A 21,428-nucleotide genomic window follows, 5' to 3' on the forward strand; every position below is an offset into this window, starting at 1 on the left:
TTATTCCTTGTTCATTTATCCAAACTTAGTCTTTAAACCTTCTATTCAACAACAGATAGAACTTGTCTACGGTGGCTTGTTTATCGGCCCAATTGTTTTTTACCGCATAGTTCTTTTGGAAGAAATTATCAGCGGCATCAAAATTTGGCATTTTGTTGGCAATATCTATGGCCTCGGCGTAAGCCAAATTGTACCCATTGAAAAGATCTTTAATATATAAAAGCTTATCGTTTAGGTTAATGGCCGCCTTGAGGTCCGTGATATTGTTACCAGAAGTTTCATTTAACCTTGTACTGGTATTTTTTCCGGCTAAAATGTCATTTAACGTAGGTTTATAGGTGGCCTCAACTTCTACCGCTATCTTGGTGGCCTCAATGGTTACTTTGCCAACGGTTTCTGTTGTTGGCGGCACTTCTTTATCGACAGGTTCAGCAACTATTTTAGGAATTTGCAGTTGTTCCTCTTGATGTACCAAAAATGGTTCGGGGCCAATTTCATCTTCCTCTAAATCCTCAGGGTTACGGATAAGATTTTGCTTCACCTTCTTTTTTTGCTCCAAAATCAGTTCTTCTTCCTTGCTCAATGGCCTGTCGAATAACTGATCGGCAGTTTTTTCCTCAAAATCAAATTTATCTTCTTCGGTGTAGCTTTCGCTGTTTAAGATAAACTCAAAAGTTTTGGTTGGCTCCTCTTCTAACCTAAATAACTCTTTTTCGTGCTCTACCAATGGAGCCACTTCTTCAATCTTTTCCTCCACAATGTGAGGCATTTCTATTTCTTCTACTCCCTGGTTTTGTTCGTCTTCTACCTGTTCTTCGCTAACGATTTGAGGTTGTTCCTGTATTTGATTTTCCGGAAATATGGCTTCCAATTTTTCTTCGGCGTTAGCAAAAGTAATGGCTTCAACTTGTTGTACGTCCTTCAGTTCATCAACAATCTCATCATCTATCACGGAGTTTTCAGGTATTTCTGGCGCTTGTATCGCTAAAGGAGCCTGAAAAGGAAGGTTAAGTTTTCTAATGATCTGGATATGGTCTGCCAAGAAGTTCGCATTTGCTAAAAAAAGTTCCAGCTCCAGCTCGCTCAATTGCTCAGGGTTTTGAGACAAAAACTGATATTGGTCGTTCAATTCGTGAAGTATATTCCCTAATTTCCTGAAAAGAGCTTCTTGTTTCATCATAATCTTGTAACGAAAGTTTTGGCGTTTTATGTTAGTAACTGATAACCAAAAATACTATAAAAATCTTTTATATTTGGCTAAAAATACCTTTACAATGTTATTTAGTGAGCAAAATTTTAGACGGGGAGAATTTAGTGGAAGTATTGAAGTAATTTGCGGTTCCATGTTTTCTGGTAAAACGGAAGAGTTGATCAGAAGATTAAAAAGGGCGCAGATCGCTAAATTGAACGTTGAGATTTTCAAACCAAAAACCGACACCCGTTATGATGATACCGCAGTGGTATCACACGATTTAAACTCCATACAATCTACACCTGTAGACAGTTCATCGGCCATTTTATTATTGGGAACCAACACCCAAGTAGTGGGTATTGATGAGGCGCAGTTTTTTGACGACGAGCTTCCAGAAGTTTGTAATACATTGGCCAAAAAAGGTATTAGGGTGGTTATTGCTGGTTTGGACATGGATTTTTTAGGCAAACCTTTTGGCCCAATGCCAGCCTTAATGGCCATTGCTGAACACGTTACCAAAGTAAATGCGGTATGTATGCAGTGTGGTAGTCCGGCAGTTTATTCTTACCGCACCGCAGCAAGCGAAGCCCGGGTGCTTTTGGGCGAGAAAGATAGCTACGAGCCTCGTTGCAGAGCCTGCTTTAATACTTTGGGATAACAGCTACTTCTTTTTGGATTATTCCTTAACTCGCTGAGTTCGGGTTAAGAAAATCCTTTGAAACCTCAGAAACAAATAAATAAAAATCCAAGGCTTACTGCCTTAGGGTATTTGTAACACCATTGAGTTTACGATGCACCTATCTGGCTTATTTTAGAAACTTTTGCTGGTAAAAAATACAACCGCATAGGCACGTGAGCGTGTATAACAAAGAGGCTATGCTGGAGCTGGATATAATGAAAAATCACAAAACGCTTATCCCCAACTTAGGTTAATTGCTATTTCGCTACAATCATTTTTTTGGCTTGCTTATAATTGGGCGTGTTTAGTTTATAGGTATAAATCCCACTGGCAAAAGTGCTCAAATCAACATAAAACTGATAGCTACCTGCTTCAACGGTTCCTTCGGTCACCTTTCTTATTTTTCGGCCCATTATATCGTAAATGGTCAAATCAATTTTCGTTTTTTCAGGCAGGTTTACCGGAATATAGGTAAACGTTTTACCTTCGTTAGGATAATTCTGTCCTAAAGCATATTCGGTAGGAACTACCCTAATTGGCCTCTTGCTCACTTCCGTATATTTAACTTGCGCCGCATCGCCAACAGTCGTCAATTCGCCTTTATTATCGCCTGCTAAAAAGGCATAGGCCAGTGTTATCGACTGATTTTTAGGAATTTTATAAGGCCCACTCCCCAGGGTAAACATCACATCATAACCATTAGCTGTGTTATGCCCTAAACCTACGGCCTGTATGCCAGAAGTTAGGGTTTTGTATTTCTCTGAAGTGTTAAATACATTATCCGAAAGAAAACTATTCGGCAATTGATAGGACAGTGGATAATAAGCAGGTGCTGCCGAATGGCTCAACAACCGTATGCCGGCATAAGGATAGGCAGCATTTTTCTTGGCATAAACGTAAGCAGTTTTGTTTGGCACATCATATTCGGTAGCATTGGCAGATGATTCGTCCAAATCCCAATCGGTAAACAAACCTGTATAAATGTTTTCCAGGTCAGCATTACTGGTGTTCACAATTTCATACTCTACCAGCACATATTTATCATCGGTAATGGTATTGAATGCCCAAACCCGGGAAAGCACTTTCAATCCAATGGGATTTGCCGCTCCCCCATCAGTAAAAATACTGGCGCCTTCAAATGGTGCGGTACTGTTGGCCACTACCGATGCGGTTTGCTGCTTCCTAAAATCTTCACTGTAATAGGTGTCTGTGCGGGCATTGTTCATCACCTGTGTTTCCGATTTGGCGATGAGCAAGGCTACTTCATAAAGCAAATTTTCGTTTTTATAGATAAAGCCCAGTCCTGCGGTGGCATTGGCCTTACTGTAGCCAACCCGGCCATTTGAAGTAAGCGTAGTATTAATTTGATTAACTGCTATGTTAAGATAATCGAGTGCGACAATGGTTTCAAAGCTTTCTACATCAGTATATGCACCAGCATTTCCTGCATAATTAAGCGTAAAAACAACTTTTTGATTTTCTGGAGCATTAGCTAACACTTTCACTTTAATGGGCGTTAGGCCTGTTTTGGTTTCAAGGCTATTCAAATTGCCAACATTTAAAGATGGATTTACCACCTGCACGAAAGGACTGCTGGTGGCAAGCGTTACGGTTAGCCCGTTGATAGGTCCCAAAAAGTTTTTAAGCGCAAATTGTAGGGTAATTTCCGTTCCGGGCGCCCGGTTGCCCAAACTTTGGTCGCTAATGGTTAGCTGTTGATAACGAACCGATGCCCCATTCTCGGTTAAGGCCCGATAAACATTTAGCCTGCCTTTTCCCAATAAATTGGCATAATTTGGATTTTTAGCATCTATAGGATCAGCGGTGGTGCGTAACAGTTCTCCGATCTGCAACCCCGAATAAGCAGGGTATTTTGCCTTTAGCAAGGCCGCTGCACCAGCTACCAAAGGTGCCGCCATGGAAGTTCCCGATTTATAGCCATAGGAATTTCCGTAAATGGTGTTATAGATCCCCGCTCCAGGCGCCGAAATATCCACATACGTTCCGTAATTAGAGTTAGCACTTTTCACATCATTTGGGTCGAGGTTTGCTACGGCGAGTACGCCATCAAAGGCGGCGGGATAAATAGGGATATCATTCCCTGAATTTCCCGCAGCTGCAATAACCAAACAACCTTTGCTAATGGCATAATCGATTATCTCCTGTCCAAATTGGCCTCCGCCTACACCTCCCCATGAGCAATTGATAATCTGTGCACCTTTATCGGCAGCGTATTTGATGCCTTCATAACCTTTGTAAATTGAAGTTGGGTTATCATCAGCTCCTGCTTTTACAATTAAAAGTTTTGCATTGTAAGCGATACTTGCCACTCCTATCCCGTTATCTGATACCGCCGAAGCAATCCCACTAACATGCACGCCGTGGTCGGCGGCGGCACTTTTAACATTGGGATCATTATCGGGGATCATGGTACTTGCTGATTGTCCGCATAAATCCCAGCCGTAATAATTGTCAACGTAGCCATCGCCATCATCATCTATTCCATTGATGGGGTCTGCTGTATTTAAATAGATATTTCCAGCTAAATCTGGATGCGTCACTTCAGAACCAGAATCAACAATCCCAATAACTACGTTTGAAGAGCTTTTTAACACATCCCACGCTTGTGGAGCCTTTACTTGTGGTAAATAAAATTGTGTTCCATAAGAAGCATCATTAGGGGCATACCATGTGGTATGGATGTAACTAGGTTCCACATAAGCAATATTTTGGTCTTGCAACAAAGTATTAATGACACTTTCGATATTAGCGGTTCCAGTGTATTTTGCCCGATAATAGCTTTCGGCACGAAAGTCTGTTTCGTTGCTTATTGAGCCTTGTTCAACATTTGAGCTTTCGCTGAATATTGGTTCAAACACGGCCAATGAAACACCCTGGGCACTCAGCTGCTTTTCGGCGCTTTGCGTTGTGGCATTGCGTTTAGCACCTGCCTTAAATTTAATGACCAAGGTATTGGGCAGGTAATCTTTTTCTGTAACTCCCGTAGGCAGTTTAAACTTTGTTTTATGGAAAGAAAACCGGCCGTTATCCTGCTTAAAAGCTAACAGGATAACCAGCACCAAAACGAACAGGTAATTCTTCTTCATCCTAGGGGCGAAATTTAAACGAAGATATTGATAATTAAGTGCCAAGGCAAGAAAAACAAACGATCTGTGTTTGGCCGGCACCTAATTACGCACCCTGTTTTGCTCACTTTGTGCACCATCGGCATTGTGCCTGCGCAAATTACTAATGGCTTTCCCAAACCGGTAACTATAGCTCAGTACCACGGTGGTAAAATCGCCCCTGTTCCGCCAGTTGGCTTCCGTTAGATTAAGATTATTGATAACTCCATTAATAGCCCTGGTTTGAAAAACATCCGTGGCGCTTAACCTTAAGGTACTGGCAGTGCTCAATTTCTTTTGCAGGGCCAAACCAATGTCATAAACCTTACCTATTTCAAACTGTACGTTTCTCAACTTGGTTTGATATCTGTAATTTATTTCTCCACTCCAGCTTTTATGAAACTTCAGTTGCAGGTTCCCGTTACTTGAGAAAAAGCCCCCCTTAGTATTTAAAACCCCGGTATAAAAATCGCTTTTCGAATGAATATAGGTGTATTGGCCAAACCAATTTAGACCCAGCCATTTGGTTATGTCAAGATTAGCGTTAATGGATGCATTATAAACTTCCTGCTTGCCAATATTAGCCGGCCTGCTGTAATACGTGCCGTCAACAATTTCAATGGTTTCGTTTACCTGGTCCTTACTGTGGTTATAGCCAAGTGTGGTAGTTACCCTATTTTTATAGGTATGCGAAAGTTCGATGGTTTGCGTAAATGATGGTCTCAAATATGGATTGCCCACATAATAAGTGAATTTATCCAAAGGCGAATAAAACGGATTTAAGTCTTGGTAAACTGGCCTGTCTATCCTTCTGCCATAATTTAGGCCAAGTTGGTGCGTATTAGTGGTATCAAGCTTATAGGTAAAGTACAAAGTTGGAAATACATTGGTATAGCTTCTTTTGAAACTTGAATCTGCTTTCATCAAATTACCTAGCTGATGCCCTTTGGAGATGGTATTTTCAATCCTTAAACCAGCTTGCAAAGAAAAACGTTTGCCTTCTTTGCTCAAATTAAGATAGGCGGCGCTGATGTTTTCGCTATAAACAAAATGGTTGCTCTTATCATAATCAGGGCTTGTAACATTGTTTGCGGTGTAAAAATAGCTGGCAATATTATTGGTTTTGATGTAACTTGTTTTTGCCCCGGCATCCATTTTCCAAGTTTTCATCAATGGTTGCGAATAATCTGATTTGAGGCTATAGATATTTATTTTTGCTGGTAAATTCCCTTCCAATAAATCCTGTGCTTTTAAAGTTCCATTCCCCAAATAGGTATCGTTAAAATAGCGCTGGTAGGTGCGGGTGTTGTAGTTGATGTAATCGGCGTCGGCGGTAATTTCTTTGCCTGTTTTCCCAAATTTATGGCGGTAATTGGCATTTATCCCTCCGTTTTTAAAAGAGATATCATCCATGTTTTTGGCCACAATGCTCGAATCTTTAACCATGGATGGGTTAAACAAATTGCTGGTATTGTCGTTTACATTTTCCGCATTGCGGATATTGCCCCGCAGCAAAACACCCCAAGTAGTGTTGTCAGATTGGTAAAAATCTACGCCTGTTTGGCCGGTAAAAGTATTGGCGTGCCGCTGAAAGTAGGAATTTTGATTAAAGAAATAATCGGTACTACCATCAGGTTTTTGGTATCTCCTGTTCAGGTCCAAATCGGTAAAACTGTTATTGAGGTTGTATCCGAAATTCCCAAAAATGTTCAGCTTGTTTTTTCGATAGTTGAAATTAAAACTATCATTTGAACGTGTTTTCTTACCCCTTGTTAAGCTTAAATTTACTGCACCATTAAAACCAACAGCTCTGTCCTTTTTGGTTTTGATATTGATAACGCCTGCATTTCCGGCGGCATCATATTTTGCGGGCGGATTGGTCATCAGTTCTATCTGATCAACCATGGAAGATGGCAAGGAACGCAGGTAATTTTCCAGCTCCTCTCCGGAAAGGAAACTGGGTTTATCATCAATAAATATCACCACCCCTGGTTTTCCCTTAAGGCTAATGCTTCCATTTTGATCAACACTTACCCCTGGCGCTTTTTCCAAAACATCAAGGGCTGATGTTCCAGCATTGGAAATTAACGCATCTACGTTCACTACTGTTCTGTCTATCTTTTGCTCTACAAATGGCTTTTTTGCCACCACATTAACTTCCTTTAAAGTTTTGGTAATTGCCGTTAGCTTAAGCTCCCCAAGGTCAATCAAATTACGGCTACCATCTACAACAATTGGTTGGCTTTTAAAGTTAGCATAGCCCACCAGGATCACCCTAACCTGATAGCTACCAGCTACAACTTTATCGAAGGTAAATTTGCCATCTGCTTCGGTAAATGAGGTTTTCACGAGTATGCTATCTTTGACGGTAAATAGGGCCACGGTTGCCAAATCGAGAGGTTTTAAGCTACTATCAGTTATTTTCCCATTAATTACAGTTGTATTTTGCTGCGCATGGGCGAAAATTGAGGCAATAAAAAGCCCAGTGGTTAAAATAGCCTTAAGTTTAAGTTTCATTAAAGGAAGTTTAGTTGTTTATTGAGGTTTAACTGCCAATTCGATACTGGGTATCTGGTCGTTTAATGTATTTTTCCTTGTATTTATGATGCACATTGGCATCTTGTATCACACCGTTGATTTGCATTTCATTTTCGGTGAGGATATCGTGTAATTTCTCCCCCCCAAGAATAAGGTTGTCCTGTAACATTTCTTTCTGTATCTCCTGGCTGGCATCTTTGCCGTCGTGAACAACACGCACCACTACCTTACCATCTATTTTAACCGTGCTGGTTGTAGTAGTTATGGTTGTAGTGGTAGAAACACCTTCAGGCTCACAGATAAAATTTGATGTGGGCTGCATTACAACTACCACAGCACTCTTTACAGGTTTTACCGGGCTCACAGGCGTTTCTGGTTTGGCTTGTGGCAAAACAGGATCTTCGATAGGCTCTAAATCATTGGCTTCGGCCAATTCCAAAACGTCTCCAGTTATCGTTTCCTTAAACAAAAAGCTTGATTTTTTTACGGGCTCAATACTTTTCATCGTTTTTTGGTCATTCTGTTTTGCATTTTGAGATGTATGGCCAAGTCCCGCACGGTAGGTAATTTCCTTTTTAGACGGCGATGATTTCTGTATGTGCGACCTGCTTATTTTAAAAGCCGCAACTACTCCCAGAAAGCAAAATAGCGCAATAATTAAGGTTGTTTTCTCCAAAGCCGTTAAAGCAGTTCTTTGGTTAAATGCAATTCTGCGAATACGGCTAATCAGCTGGCTTTTGCCATTGGCCATTGACATTGCAAAACCGGTAGCGTTTAGGCTAAATTCCTGACAGGAAACCAGGGCTTTCAAATAGCCGTTCTTGTCATTTGTACAAGCTATGGCCAAGTCATCACAGCAGTTTTCCCTTTCTTCCTTAATCATTTTTGATAACCATAACACCGCTGGGTTGAAGAAAAACAATACCTCCAGCGTGTTTTGAAGAATGTTTACGAGATAATCTTTACGTTTGATATGCGCCAGTTCATGACCTAAAATAGCTTCTACTTCAGCTAAACTTAAATGATTTAACAAGCCGATAGGCATTAAAACAACAGGCTTGAGGTGCCCGATAACCATTGGGATTTTTGCCAATCCAGATTGCAAAATAGAAATTCCCTGATTGATCTGCAGTTGCTGTGCAAGCTGATCAACTTTTTGCTCCCAAAAATGGCCTGCGGCAAAAGTTTGGCTTTTCTTAAGACGCCCTACGGCATGCAGCCCAAGCAGTAACTGCGCAGATTTAAAAAGGATAACGGCTATCCAAATCAACATCATTGGATTGGTATAATTCTTTAGCGCTTCTAGAAACTGGCTCAGCGCCAAAAAAATATCCAACTGAAAATTAAACAGTACTTTGTGCTGTGCTTGGTCAAAACTGAATAAGTAAGCCGCAATATTCACGTGGTTTACGCTCAGCACCAAAACCGCCGCCATACTCAGCACGAACAGCCCCAGTAGCCCTACCAACAAATTGTATCTCAAAGTTGGCGCACTGTTTTTAGTACCTACCATAACCAAGGCTGCAAGCGATGCCATCACTACGCCTATCCATAAAGAATGGAACAATGTTTCAAACAATGTCTCCATCCATGTCGACGGCAAAAGATTAACCCATTTAAATTCCATATAGTTTGTGGTTCTTTTTATTTGGTTTTATCTATTTCTCAAGCTCATCCAATAACCTTTTGATTTCTTCTAATTCTGCTTTCGATGTTTTTTTGTGATCTAGTAACTGCATCACCAAGTTAGCGGCCGAGCCTTTGTAAAGTGTATCCACAAACCTGTCTAGCAATTGTCCTTTTGTTTTAAGTTCAGCCTGTACGGGCATATAAATATGTTTCATTTGGCTCGCATCACGATTAAGGATGCCTTTTTCGGCCATAATCTGCATTTGCTTTAAAGTGGAAGTATAATTTACTTCTCTTTGTTTGTTCAGTTCGTCGTTTACAAAGCGGACTGTACTAGGGCCAAATTCCCATAACACCTGCAATACCTCCAGCTCAGCTCTGGTAGGCTCTGGGATTGAATTGATAGATTGCTTCTCTTCCATAGCACAAAGGTAGGATAACTTTCGTACGAAACAATACTTACTTTAATTTTAACCTTAAAAATCAACAAGTTGTATATGATCTTGCTTTTAAAGTGAAAAATTTTGTCGTTTTTGCGCCTTGTTATTGTCGTTTTTTAACCCCTAGTACACCAATAATTTTGGTGAAATTTGGTTATCCACTAAACCCTTAGACCATGACAAAAGAAATTTGGCTTAACCTACCTGTTAAAAACATTGCAAAAACGACCGAATTTTTCTCCAAAATTGGCTTTAAATTAAACGAGCATGCCCCAAAAAGCAATTCAATGGCTTCGTTTAAAATAGGCCAGAAAGATTTTATTGTGAACTTTTTTACGGAGGAAGCGTTTAAAACTTTCACTCCCTTTCAAATTGCAGATTTATCCGGTGCTACAGCGTGCTTGATTTCCATTGATGCCGAAAATAAAGAAGGTGTAGACGCTATTTTAGAGCGGGCCGCAGAAGCTGGTGCCCATATTTTTGCCAAAGGCGGCGAAAGGGACGGCTGGATGTATGGCGGGGGCTTTACTGATCCTGATGGCCACAAATGGAATGTTTTGTTCATGGATTTTAGTAAATTACCTCAATAAAAAACAAAACTATGGAACGGATTTATTTTAAAATTGAAATTGATGCTCCTAAAGAAAAAGTTTGGGACATTTTGCTGGGAGAAACCACCTATCCTCTTTGGACAACTTTTTTTGCAGAAGGTTCTAGAGTAATAACTGACTGGAAAAAGGGTAGCAAAGCTTTGTTTTTGGGTAAAAAAGATGAAGGAATGGTCTCAAAAATTGCCGACCATATTCCCAATGAATTCATTTCGATCCAGCATTTGGGCTTTTACAAAAATGGTGTGGAGGATTATGAAAGTGAAGAAGTGAAAAAATGGGGCAATGCTTTTGAAAACTATAAAATTAGTACCAAACAAGATGGCAAATCGGTGTTAAGTGTGGAGATGGATACCACCGAAGAATACAAGTCTTACTTTGAGGAAACCTGGCCAAAGGCTTTGGAAAAGGTTAAGGAGCTGGCAGAGGGCTAGCAATGTTTCGGAGCAAGAAACATTGCGATTGCCATTATTTCGTGCGCATGTGAGCAATCTGCCACGATGTTATAAATAGTTTCTAGCTAACAACATTGTTTGTTGGTGGCTGGGCCTTTCCGCTCCTATTGAGGTAACGGCGTAGGTAGCTACAAACTGCTGGCTGCCCTGTCTTTTTTAGAAATTCCATTAAAACCCACTACCGAATCTGGAAGTTGCGAAAGTTCAATTTGCTTTCCTGTGTTGGGAACGAAAGTTTTGTAGTCAAACAACTTGGCGTTATTAATTGGCACTTCAATAATGGTGTAGGCTCTGGTGGCTGGTTTGTCATCGCCCAATAAAGGCCTTGGACCTTCGCCAATACAGCCAGCATTAAGTAGGCGCAATTGTTGCTGGCGGGCAGGATAATAAGCATGTTGGTGGCCGCTGATATACAAATCAATGCCATTTTTCCTGAAGAAATTGGCGGCATCCTGGTGGTGTGCCAGCACTTCGCCCGGCTTGTTTTTACTAGCTACAATAGCATATAGGGGTAAATGACCCAATAGCACTCGCAACTTCGCTTTTTTAGCCGCTTTCGATTGCAGCTGCTGTTCCATCCAATTAAATACTTCTTGGTTTACTGTAGCGCCGGCAGCGTCCCAACTAATGAAGAAGATATTTTGTTGCTGATAACTAAAATAAAAAGGAAAATGGCTGTCGTCGACATATTTTAACCCTAATTGGCTGCGTTTTGCCATCCAAAATTCTTGTGCCGTTTGCCTATCCTCCTGATAACTTGGGGAAGCATCGTGATTACCTACGGTAAATCCAAAAGGTACGTTCATCTTCTGGATTGGCTTGAGCACATGGTTGTTGAAGCTGCTCCACATGTTTTGAAGTTGTGCTTTGGTAAGGGAAGCTTTTTGTCCCGCTACCATATCGCCACCGCATAAGATGATGTCGGGCTTAATGCTGTCGAGCGCTTTTAAGGTAGTTGCTACATCTGGATGATAAACGGTAGCACCATAACTGGAATTTAAATCGCTGATGACCGCTATTTTAACGGTTTTTGGTTGCGGTTCAATTTGCCAAGAGGGACAAATCAAACTAAACAGTACAAGCGTAACGATATGGAGTGGCTTCATTAGGCTAAGATAGGAAAAGGAGTTTATTGCTGTGCCGTAAAACGATAAACCCAATTGTAGCGGAAATACTTTTTGTTGTGCGGCCGTCCTGAACGTAGTGAAGGACCCCAAAGGGTTGCACTTGAGCAGGAGATTGGCCGTACCTTGGCATAACAGCAAGAAGGTTCAACAAAAAGATTGCAGCGGAAAGTGGGACTGTAGGAGGCGATGGTGTAGGGAGTAGCTTTTCAAGTTCTATTACCGGTGTTGTTGCCATAATTTTCGACAGGCAAATATGGGGTGCTGTTACGGGCCACTGGTAGGTAGGGCGCAGCGAAGGATTTCGAAGGATGGTGGTTGGAAAAGGATTACCCGCACCTCGGGGTGAGCTGCTGCGAGCAAAAAAGGCCAGCATAAAGCCGGCCTTTTTTAGGTTATTGTGTGTGGAGTATTAATGCGCATCTACGGGCATGTTCACGTTCTTTTTAAATTTTTGCAAGAATAAAAGCGGAATTGAACATAACATTACGCCTCCAGCTACCCAATAAGCGTCGCTATAGGTTAGCAGTAGGGTCTGTTTAATTACGGCTCCTTCTATGGCTTTCATGGCCATCAGTTTTGCATCTAAAAATGCAGCACCTTTTGCCATAAAATTGTGGATAAGGCCGTTTAAACGTTCGGTAAATGCTGGATTGTTTTCGTTAATATTTACTAAAAGGTTGTTTCGGTGGAAACCTTGTCTTACGTGGATCAAGGTGGTTAGGGCTGCAATGCCAAAAGAGCCTCCCAATTGGCGCATCATGTTGTTTAGTCCCGAACCTTGACCTATTTCTGCGCCTTTGAGGTCTTGGATAGCCAAGGTGGTTAAGGGTACAAAAAGCAATGCCATGCCAAATCCCCTGATCACCAAAGGCCAAAAGAACTGCTCGGTGCCTGATGAAAGGGTTGATTTGCTGAGCATGTGACAGAAGATGAAAAACAAGATCATTCCGCCAGTGGCCATAAATTGGGCAGGCACACCTTTTTTAAGCATAATGCCAATAAAGGGCATCATGGCAATGGTACATAGGCCGCCGGCAATAAACAGCTCTCCGGTTTGCAGCGGCGAGAAACCTAACAGGTTTTGACAGAAAATGGGGAAAACGAACACGGAACCATATAATCCAAAACCGAGTACAAATGAAGTAATCATCCCGATGGAGAAGCTTCGATGTCTCATGATTTTAAAGTTTACGATAGGATGGTCGGTACTTAATTCACGCCAAATGAAGAACAGGATGCCAAAAACGGAGGTAATGGCAAGAGCTGTGATGTATGGTGTGGCAAACCAGTCTTCGCTTTCACCTTTTTCTAATACGGTTTGCAAGCTGCCAATGGCCACGGCCAATAATACAATCCCCCACCAATCGATAGGTGCACCCTTGCCGTCCTTGGGTGTTTCTCGGACAAACATGTAGGCACAATAGGCCGCCAGGATGCCCACTGGAATGTTGACGTAAAATATCCAGGGCCAGGTGGTAATTTCTAAGATGTAACCTCCAATGGTAGGGCCTACGGTTGGACCCACTACGGCTCCTAGGCCAAACAAGGCTGTGGCGATACCTACATCTTCGCGTGGCCAGGTTTCAATGAGGATGGCTTGTGCCGTTGAAATTAAGCCACCGCCAGCCAGTCCCTGTAAAATACGGAAACCTACCAGTTCCCATAAATTATCGGCGTTGCCGCATAAAAAAGAGGCAATGGTAAACAGGATGATAGAAAATAGAAAGTAATTTTTTCGGCCAAACCTACTGCCTAACCAACCAGACATGGGCAGTACAATTACGTTGGCTACGGCGTAGCCGGTAGATAGCCAGGCTACATCTTCGAGCGTAGCGCCAAGGTTACCTTGTATTTGGGGCAATGCCACGTTTACAATGGTGGTATCTATGAGCTCCAAAAGGGCTGCCGTGATTACCGTAAACGTGATGATCCATTTTTTTAAACCTACTTCGGCCATTATTTAGTACTTAGATATGAGTATTTAGATTTGAGACAAGTTTCTAATTAAAGTGATTAAACATTTATTAGCATACTAATCCAGATCTATAACTTAAAACTGATAACCTACAACTCATTATATCGCAACAGATACTTTTACGCTCATTCCTGGGCGCAGTTTCTCTAAAATTGCTTTGTCTTTGTTGATGATTTTGATTTTTACTGGAACACGCTGTACTACTTTCACGAAGTTTCCGGTGGCGTTATCCGGAGGTAGCAACGAACCTTTGGCACCAGTGATGGGCGAGAAATTGTAAACTTCACCTTCAATTTCCTGGTCGGGATAAGCATCTACGTCTATTTTTACTTTTTGTCCTGAGTGGATTTTTTCCAACTGGGTTTCTTTAAAGTTGGCAGTTACGTAAATGCTGTTTTCGTTAACAATAGAAAATAGCGATTGGCCAGCTTGTACCAATTGGCCCTTTTGTACATTTTTTTTGGAGACGATACCTGTTGCGGGGGCTTTGATTTGCGTGTACGAAAGTTGAAGTTTGGCAAAATCAACATCAGCTTGGCGTTGGCTAACGCCCGAATTGCTTACGCTCAGTTGCGATTGAGTGGTGCCTACTTGTTTAACGGCAGCGTTATATTGGTCAACGGCAGCATCATAAGTAGCTTGGGCTGTTTCTTTTTGAGCTTTGGCCTGGTCAAATGCCTGCCTGGTTATCGAGCCGTCTTTCACCAAGTTTTCATACCTGTCGTAGTCTTTTTTAGCCAATTCAAGCTTTACTTTAGCCGCTTCTATGTTGGCTTTTGCGGTGCTGGTATTGGCGGCAGTAGCCGCAATTTGTGCCTGCGAAACGCCTACGCTGGCGTTGGCTCCAACTTGTCCGGCCTGTGCCTGCTCCAGCTTAATTTTATAGTCGCTATCATCAAGGGTAACCAATACCTGATCTTGGCTTACCTGAGTGTTTTCTTCAAAGTTGATGTCTTTTACGTAACCGCTTACTCTGGCAATTACGGGGCTAATATCACCGTCAATTTGAGCGTCATCAGTATCTACGTGTTTGCTGTAGTAGCTATATTCGGTGTAACCAAATACTGCACCAATGATAATGAGTGCGCCAAGTATAACAGGGATTACTTTATTTTTCTTTTTTGCTGGCTTTGTCATGGTTATGCTTAGTTATTTTGTGATATTTTTCCTGTGGATTTTAATAAAGTGTAGTAAGCTAATTTGGCATCGGCTTTGGCTAATTCCAAGTTGATTTTAGCTTGATAAAGCAGGGTCTCTGCATCAATTCTATCAATGGCGGAAGCAATGTTGTTTTGGTATTTAGATTCTAACAACCTATCGTTTTCACTTGCTTGGGCAATAGAAGTTTCCAACACCGCAATTTTTTGTATGGCCAATTGGTAGTTTTGATAGTTCCTATTCAGTTCGGTTTTAACGTTATCGGTTAAAATTTCCTTTTGGGTATCTATTTCTAGTTGTTGTATTTTGGCTTCGGCAACTTTGTTTTTGTTGCTCCATAACGAAGCAATGTTCCAGCTGATATTGGCGCCCAGGGTAATTGGCATAATGTATTGTTGGCTGCTGGGAATAAACTTGCCACTTGGGTTCACGTAGTAAAGGTTGGCGCCCAAACCTACGGTGGGTAACATGTTAGCTTTGATAGATTTGATGTTATAATCGGCCACTTTGTGTTGTATGCCCAATTGTTGCAGCTCCTGCCTGTTGGACATGGCCGTGCCAAGGTAGTTGGCAAGCGTTCCTATTTGAGGCAAGGTGTCGTCGGCACCTTTAGTTTCAATATCGGTGTTTTCAGGCAGGCCCAACAAAATATCGAGGTTGTAGTTCACTATTTTTCTGTTGTTCTCAATCTCCATTTCCGTTAACGAAACATTAGCCTGTTGTAGTTGGAACCTCAACACGTCATTTTTGGTGACCAAGCCCTGTTCATAAAAGCGTTGCGCTTGTTTCAACTGTTTAGCAATGGCCGTAAGATTTTGCGCTACTACTTTTTTGCTTTGTAATAATTTATAAAGCGAAAAGTATCCGTTAACCACGGCATAGCTTACTTCTTCTTTGTTCTTATCCGCATCAAGTACCGCTACTTCTTTTAAAAGTTTGGTGGATTCTTGGGCATATTTCAACTTGCCGCCACCATACACCAGTTCTTGCACTGCTGCGGTCCCCACAAAGGCGTCGGCCCTGTTTGGTAGATGGATGGGATTGCCCTCCCCTATTTTCAAGGTGTTGGTTGGGATTTCGGCATGGTTGTACATGAAGCTAGCGGTTGCGGTTGGCAAGGCGTTATCTTTTACCGTAGCCAATTTTGCTACCGCTTCGTCTATTTTTTGTTGCGATAGTTTCAGGTTTTTACTGTTGGCAATACCTAAATCTACCGCTTCTTGTAAACTTAATTGCTTTGTAGTTTGAGCTTGCAGGATGAAGGGTGTAGCCAAACCTATCAAAAGCAACCTGATTTTTGTTGATATCATTTTTTGGGTGTTAAGTGCGTAAGGATCATTTCTTGTAGGTGGTCAATTAATCTGGCTTTAATGATTTCCCTGTCTTTTTCGTTTTCTAGGTCGTAGTTACTGTCGGGAGCAATTTTGTTTGGAGAAGTGGTTACCATTGATATCGTTCCCATAACACTTACTATGGTCATTCTGATATCTACTGGTCTAAAGTCTCCAGCTTCGATACCTTCTTTAATGATGTCTTCAATCACGATGAGATTTTGCCCCATGGCAGCTTTGATCTGGTCAAATACCTCTGGACGCAATGAAAGCGAAAGCTCGCGATGCATCATTTTATGGAAGTTGGCATTGTTTAAAATACGGCTGGCATATTTATCAATTACCTTTAATAGCTTCTCTTTGGCGGGAATGTTTTCCTCTTTGATTTGATTGAGCTGAGATTTGAAACTCATCACTCTTTCTTCCATAATTTCCTGGAAAACACCCATTTTGCTTCCAAAATAATAGTTGATCATGGCCATGTTGGCACCTGATTCAGCCGCGATTTGACGGGTAGAAGTTCCTTCGAAACCATACTCACAAAAAAGCTTCTCCGCAGCTACAAGAATATCAGTTTTTTTATCGGTCTTTTCCATCTTTATTTTTTTAACGGTACAAAATTAATCAAACGATTGATTAATTTAATTATACAACTATTTTGTTTGACAAAAAAATGATAAAAGGATGATAGCTTTACGATGTGTTTACGTGGTTCATTTGGACAGCTAACTATAAAACATAGCCAAATAGGCACATCGTGGCATTGTTTTTTATCGATTTGGTTAGTGCGAAGCCTTTTGTTGTATTAAGGGGAAAGTATAAAGGATAATATCTACTCCCAAACGCCGTTCTTTTCCGTAAGAATAACAGGTTTCCCATCGGTAACCATAATGGTATGCTCGTGTTGGGCCATATAACCGCCCCTGTTGCCCACCATGGTCCAGCCATCGCCTAGGGTTTCGGCATAGGTGGAATCGGTTGATATGAAAGTTTCGATTGCTACTACCGAGTTTTTTTTAAATCGGGTTTGATTAAATCGATCTCGGTAGTTGGCCACCTCATGTGGCTCTTCATGCAAGCTACGACCAACCCCATGACCAGTAAGGTTTTTGATCACTTTGTAGCCACGCTTTCTTGCTTCTGTTTCGATCAAATGCCCAATATCGGAAATTTTAACGCCCCCTTTGATGTTGGCAATGGCCTTTTGCAGAATTTCTTTGGAGGCATTGATCAATTTGTAATGCCCATGAATATCATTGCCCAATACAAAAGAACAGCCGTTATCCGACCAAAATCCGTTTAGTTCAGCAGAAACATCAATGTTGATCAAATCTCCTTCCTGCAATATCCTTTGCTCAGATGGAATGCCGTGGCAAAATTCATTATTAACACTAATGCAGGTAAAGCCAGGGAAACCATAAGTGAGATAAGGAGCAGATTTTGCACCAAGTTCAGACAAACGCTTTGCGCCAAAATCATCCAGTTCTTTAGTGCTCATCCCTATTTTGGCATAATCTATCATCGCTTTTAGCGTAAGTGCTACTGCCTCGCTAGCTTTTTGCATTCCTTGTAATTCGACTTCGTTGGTAATTGACATGGGCTTTAACGGGTTAAATTTCGACGGCAAAGGTACAAAAAGGAGGGCTTTTTCCAGAGCGTATCGTTTTACTTGACACAGAAATGTCCTTTTTCCTGGAGAATATGAATTGCTTGTCTGCTGTTGATTAGACCTGCTTTAACGCTTCGTGATAACCTTTCTTCTAGCTAAGAAGCAGGTAGTTGACCGCTTCCCTAATCAATAATAAAATTCATTCATGATGTTATTTTGTTAAGTTATTAAAATACTTTTTACAAAAACAACCCATGTGGATAAAGGGGACAAATCTAAAAGGAAATTTACGATTAGGGATGTAGTTTGGCATATAGCCATTCGCCAAAAGCGTATCCGTTTTGATAAATAGCGATAATAATGATGATGATGATGATGGGAAAGGCTATTTTGAACCACTTAGATTTTAATAATTCTTCCTTGTTCATGGTTTAGTTTTTTCGGTTTTTAGTTAGAACGATTTCTGCTTTGAATTGTTACACGGCACTTACCGATAAAGAGTGATTTTAATGTATAAATAACACTAAGCTGTTATAAATTTCGCTTGTTTATTTTATCTTTAGGCGATTTTATCAAACCAGTCCTTTTTTGGACATTTTTATTTCAAACTTTCTTAAAAAATAAAAACACATGTCAAACTCATCAAAAATTATCTATACCAAAACAGACGAGGCTCCATTGTTGGCTACCTACTCTTTATTGCCCATCGTACAAGCTTTCACGGCTTCGGCGGGTATTGAAGTAGAAACAAGGGACATCTCTTTGGCGGGAAGGATTTTAGCAAACTTTCCAGAGTTTTTAAAGGATGACCAAAAAATTGGAGATGCATTGACAGAACTAGGCCAATTGGCGAATACCCCAGAGGCTAATATCATCAAGCTACCTAACATTTCTGCTTCTATTCCTCAGTTAAAAGCTGCTATTGCTGAGTTGCAATCCCAAGGTTTTGCAGTACCCAACTATCCAGAGGATGCACAAACCGAAGAAGAAAAAGCCATCAAAGCGAAATATGCAAAAGTGCTCGGATCGGCCGTAAACCCGGTATTGCGTGAAGGAAACTCTGACCGTAGAGCGCCAAAAGCGGTGAAAAACTATGCAAAAGCTAACCCTCATTCAATGGGAGCTTGGTCTGCAGATTCTAAAACGAGCGTGGCAAGCATGAGCGAAGGCGATTTTTATGGTTCGGAGAAATCAACAACGGTAGAGAACGATACACAATTTAAAATTGAATTTGTAGGTGCTGACGGTGCAGTTACCGAACTTAAAGGCTTGGCCAACTTAAAGGCAGGCGAGGTGATTGACAGTTCAGTATTGAGCCTTGCTAAATTAAAAGCATTTGTTGCCGAAGCGATCAAAGAAGCAAAAGCGGCTGGCGTTTTACTTTCGGCCCACCTAAAAGCAACCATGATGAAGGTTTCAGACCCGATCATTTTTGGTGCGATTGTAGAAGTTTACTTTGCCGACGTTTTTGAGAAATACGCAGAGTTGTTTAAAACTTTAGGCGTAGATACCCGTAACGGTTTAGGTGATGTTTATGCGAAAATTGCAGGCCAGCCGCAAGAAGCAGAAGTAAAAGCTGCGATTGATGCCGCAATTGCCAACGGACCAGCTTTAGCCATGGTAAACTCTGATAAGGGAATTACCAACTTACACGTGCCTTCTGATGTGATTGTAGATGCTTCAATGCCTGCAATGATCCGTACTTCGGGCCAAATGTGGAATAAGGAAGGCAAACAGCAAGATACTTTGGCTTTAATTCCAGATAGAAACTATGCCGGGGTATATACCGCTACTATTGAGGATTGTAAGCAACATGGTGCCTTTGATCCTAAAACCATGGGCTCGGTGCCGAACGTAGGTTTAATGGCACAAAAAGCTGAGGAGTATGGTTCACACGACAAAACTTTCCAAGCTGCGGCAAATGGTACCATTCGCGTAACCGACGCTGCTGGGAACGTATTTTTTGAGCAAGCCGTGGAAAAAGGTGATATTTTCCGCATGTGCCAAACGAAAGACGCTCCTATTCAAGACTGGGTTAAATTAGCGGTAAACAGAGCTCGTTTATCCAACACACCAGCGGTTTTCTGGCTAGATGAAAACAGAGCACACGATAGAGAAATCATCAAAAAAGTAAACAAATACTTGCCAAATTTTGATACCAATGGATTAGACCTTCGCATTCTTTCTCCAATTGAAGCTACTAAATTCACTTTAGCGCGTATCCGTAAAGGCGAAGACACGATTTCGGTAACAGGCAACGTATTGCGTGATTACCTAACAGATTTATTCCCGATTTTAGAGCTGGGTACTTCTGCAAAAATGTTGTCGATTGTGCCATTGATGAACGGTGGCGGTTTATTTGAAACTGGTGCTGGGGGTTCTGCTCCTAAGCATGTGGAACAATTTTTAACAGAAGGTTATTTGCGTTGGGATTCATTAGGGGAGTTTTTGGCTTTACAAGCTTCGTTGGAGCACTTGGCTCAAACGCAGAACAATGCCAAAGCGCAAGTGTTGGCCGATGCTTTAGATGAAGCTAACGCTAAATTCTTGGCAACGGATAAATCTCCGGGCAGAAAACTGGGCACCATCGATAATCGTGGTTCTCATTTCTATTTAGCTTTATATTGGGCCGAAGCTTTGGCTGCACAAACTAAAGATGCTGAGCTAAAGGCTAAATTTGAACCATTGGCAAAAGCATTGGCTGAAAACGAAGCTAAAATTTCGGAAGAGCTGATTGCTGCTCAGGGAAAAGCACAAAACGTAGGTGGTTACTACAACCCTGACGATGAGTTGGCAGGAAAAGCGATGCGTCCAAGTGCAACTTTGAACAGTGCTTTGGCCAGTTTATAATCTGGTAATTGATTACTGATATAAAAAATCCCTGCTCAAAACGAGTAGGGATTTTTTTATGGCTACTTTATTTCCAAGCCAACCTGCTCATTGTCAACTTGGCAACCGCAGGAGGGTTAAAGTAACCTTTAACCCATTAAAAATAGCCCAGTGGATAAGATTGTTGGCTTGAATTCTATCAATTAAGCGATTTGATCTCTTCCAGCAATTGTTTTGGATCTAAATCAAAAGCATTGATAACGAGTTTAGCCTGATGATAAAACACATTTCTCTCTTCCAATTTACCAACAATGAAAGTTAACAGCTGTTCATCATCCATTCCCTTCAACAAAGGACGTTTATCCCTATTGTGCAACCTCGAAACCAGTTGAGGCGGAGTCATTTCTAGGTAAACGGTAACGCCATTTTGGTTCATCCACTCCATGTTGTCAAAATAGCAGGGCAAACCTCCGCCCGTAGCCACCACACAAGTTTCAGGATAGTCAAAAGATTTAAGCATTTCATTTTCCAATTGACGAAAGGCGGCCTCTCCATTGGCTGCAAAATAATCAGCAATGCTCATTTGTTGTTGCTCTACAATTACCGCATCAATATCAATTACCGGACAGGCCAACAAACTCGCTAACTGTTTTGCTTTGGTACTTTTACCGCAGCCCATAAATCCCACTAAAAATATTTTCATTTTATTACCTGTTGATTTGTTACTCGGATT

Annotated in this window: 17 protein-coding genes; 4 read left to right on the top strand and 13 right to left on the bottom strand. The window is 41.3% G+C overall.

The window, feature by feature from the left end:
- Positions 1 to 25 precede the first annotated feature (25 nt).
- A complete protein-coding gene (locus DUT71_RS06445) occupies positions 26 to 1,180 on the bottom strand; it encodes a hypothetical protein (protein ID WP_162795957.1) in 1,155 nt (384 codons plus the stop codon).
- Between the two features lie 94 nt (positions 1,181 to 1,274).
- Here DUT71_RS06445 and DUT71_RS06450 point away from each other — a divergent pair, with 94 nt between their 5' ends.
- The gene (locus tag DUT71_RS06450; protein ID WP_113662125.1) at positions 1,275 to 1,850 is read left to right on the top strand and encodes a thymidine kinase; all 576 of its coding nucleotides are present in this window, start codon (positions 1,275 to 1,277) and stop codon (positions 1,848 to 1,850) included.
- Between the two features lie 278 nt (positions 1,851 to 2,128).
- Here the strand turns inward: DUT71_RS06450 and DUT71_RS20570 are convergent, their stop codons facing one another.
- The 4 genes from DUT71_RS20570 to DUT71_RS06470 all read right to left on the bottom strand — a co-directional run bounded on the left by DUT71_RS20570 (position 2,129) and on the right by DUT71_RS06470 (position 9,585).
- Complete coding sequence (locus DUT71_RS20570) at positions 2,129 to 4,978, bottom strand: S8/S53 family peptidase (RefSeq protein WP_113661723.1); 2,850 nt, start codon at positions 4,976 to 4,978, stop codon at positions 2,129 to 2,131.
- 81 nt (positions 4,979 to 5,059) lie between these two features.
- Positions 5,060 to 7,513 (bottom strand): outer membrane beta-barrel protein, encoded by a 2,454-nt coding sequence (locus tag DUT71_RS06460; protein ID WP_113661724.1) that lies wholly within the window; start codon positions 7,511 to 7,513, stop codon positions 5,060 to 5,062.
- Between the two features lie 28 nt (positions 7,514 to 7,541).
- Positions 7,542 to 9,161 (bottom strand): M56 family metallopeptidase, encoded by a 1,620-nt coding sequence (locus tag DUT71_RS06465; RefSeq protein WP_113661725.1) that lies wholly within the window; start codon positions 9,159 to 9,161, stop codon positions 7,542 to 7,544.
- Between the two features lie 31 nt (positions 9,162 to 9,192).
- Positions 9,193 to 9,585 carry a BlaI/MecI/CopY family transcriptional regulator gene (locus DUT71_RS06470; protein ID WP_113661726.1) on the bottom strand — a complete coding sequence of 131 codons (393 nt, stop codon included), beginning with the start codon at positions 9,583 to 9,585 and terminating at the stop codon, positions 9,193 to 9,195.
- Positions 9,586 to 9,779: 194 nt separating this feature from the next.
- Here DUT71_RS06470 and DUT71_RS06475 point away from each other — a divergent pair, with 194 nt between their 5' ends.
- Both DUT71_RS06475 and DUT71_RS06480 read left to right on the top strand, forming a co-directional pair.
- A complete protein-coding gene (locus DUT71_RS06475) occupies positions 9,780 to 10,193 on the top strand; it encodes a VOC family protein (RefSeq protein WP_113661727.1) in 414 nt (137 codons plus the stop codon).
- Positions 10,194 to 10,204: 11 nt separating this feature from the next.
- Entirely contained in the window at positions 10,205 to 10,645 is a 441-nt protein-coding gene (locus DUT71_RS06480) for an SRPBCC family protein (RefSeq protein ID WP_113661728.1), read from the top strand.
- A gap of 149 nt (positions 10,646 to 10,794) precedes the next feature.
- Here DUT71_RS06480 and DUT71_RS06485 read toward each other — a convergent pair whose 3' ends face one another.
- The 7 genes from DUT71_RS06485 to DUT71_RS20510 form a co-directional block, all read right to left on the bottom strand.
- Positions 10,795 to 11,772, bottom strand: a complete 978-nt coding sequence (locus DUT71_RS06485; protein ID WP_113661729.1) for a metallophosphoesterase family protein — start codon at positions 11,770 to 11,772, stop codon at positions 10,795 to 10,797.
- A 430-nt stretch (positions 11,773 to 12,202) separates the two neighbouring features.
- The gene (locus tag DUT71_RS06495; RefSeq protein ID WP_113661731.1) at positions 12,203 to 13,750 is read right to left on the bottom strand and encodes a DHA2 family efflux MFS transporter permease subunit; all 1,548 of its coding nucleotides are present in this window, start codon (positions 13,748 to 13,750) and stop codon (positions 12,203 to 12,205) included.
- 117 nt (positions 13,751 to 13,867) lie between these two features.
- Positions 13,868 to 14,905 carry an HlyD family secretion protein gene (locus DUT71_RS06500; RefSeq protein ID WP_113661732.1) on the bottom strand — a complete coding sequence of 346 codons (1,038 nt, stop codon included), beginning with the start codon at positions 14,903 to 14,905 and terminating at the stop codon, positions 13,868 to 13,870.
- A gap of 8 nt (positions 14,906 to 14,913) precedes the next feature.
- A complete protein-coding gene (locus DUT71_RS06505; RefSeq protein ID WP_113661733.1) occupies positions 14,914 to 16,236 on the bottom strand; it encodes a TolC family protein in 1,323 nt (440 codons plus the stop codon).
- Positions 16,233 to 16,853, bottom strand: coding sequence for a TetR/AcrR family transcriptional regulator (locus DUT71_RS06510; RefSeq protein ID WP_113661734.1), 621 nt, complete (start codon positions 16,851 to 16,853; stop codon positions 16,233 to 16,235). Before DUT71_RS06510 ends, DUT71_RS06505 begins: the two co-directional genes overlap by 4 nt.
- Positions 16,854 to 17,089: 236 nt before the next feature.
- Positions 17,090 to 17,854 carry a type I methionyl aminopeptidase gene (gene map / locus DUT71_RS06515; protein WP_113661735.1) on the bottom strand — a complete coding sequence of 255 codons (765 nt, stop codon included), beginning with the start codon at positions 17,852 to 17,854 and terminating at the stop codon, positions 17,090 to 17,092.
- 305 nt (positions 17,855 to 18,159) lie between these two features.
- A complete protein-coding gene (locus DUT71_RS20510) occupies positions 18,160 to 18,294 on the bottom strand; it encodes a hypothetical protein (protein ID WP_262510613.1) in 135 nt (44 codons plus the stop codon).
- A gap of 202 nt (positions 18,295 to 18,496) precedes the next feature.
- Between DUT71_RS20510 and DUT71_RS06520 the strand changes: the two genes are divergently transcribed.
- Positions 18,497 to 20,716, top strand: a complete 2,220-nt coding sequence (locus tag DUT71_RS06520; protein WP_113661736.1) for an NADP-dependent isocitrate dehydrogenase — start codon at positions 18,497 to 18,499, stop codon at positions 20,714 to 20,716.
- A 178-nt stretch (positions 20,717 to 20,894) separates the two neighbouring features.
- On the opposite strand, the gene DUT71_RS06525 is transcribed toward DUT71_RS06520, so the two are convergent.
- Positions 20,895 to 21,398: a shikimate kinase gene (locus DUT71_RS06525; RefSeq protein ID WP_113661737.1), complete on the bottom strand. Its 504-nt coding sequence runs from the start codon at positions 21,396 to 21,398 to the stop codon at positions 20,895 to 20,897.
- Positions 21,399 to 21,428: the final 30 nt, after the last annotated feature.

It is taken from the genome of Pedobacter nanyangensis, from assembly GCF_003313505.1.
GTDB classification, from domain to species: Bacteria; Bacteroidota; Bacteroidia; order Sphingobacteriales; family Sphingobacteriaceae; genus Pedobacter; species Pedobacter nanyangensis.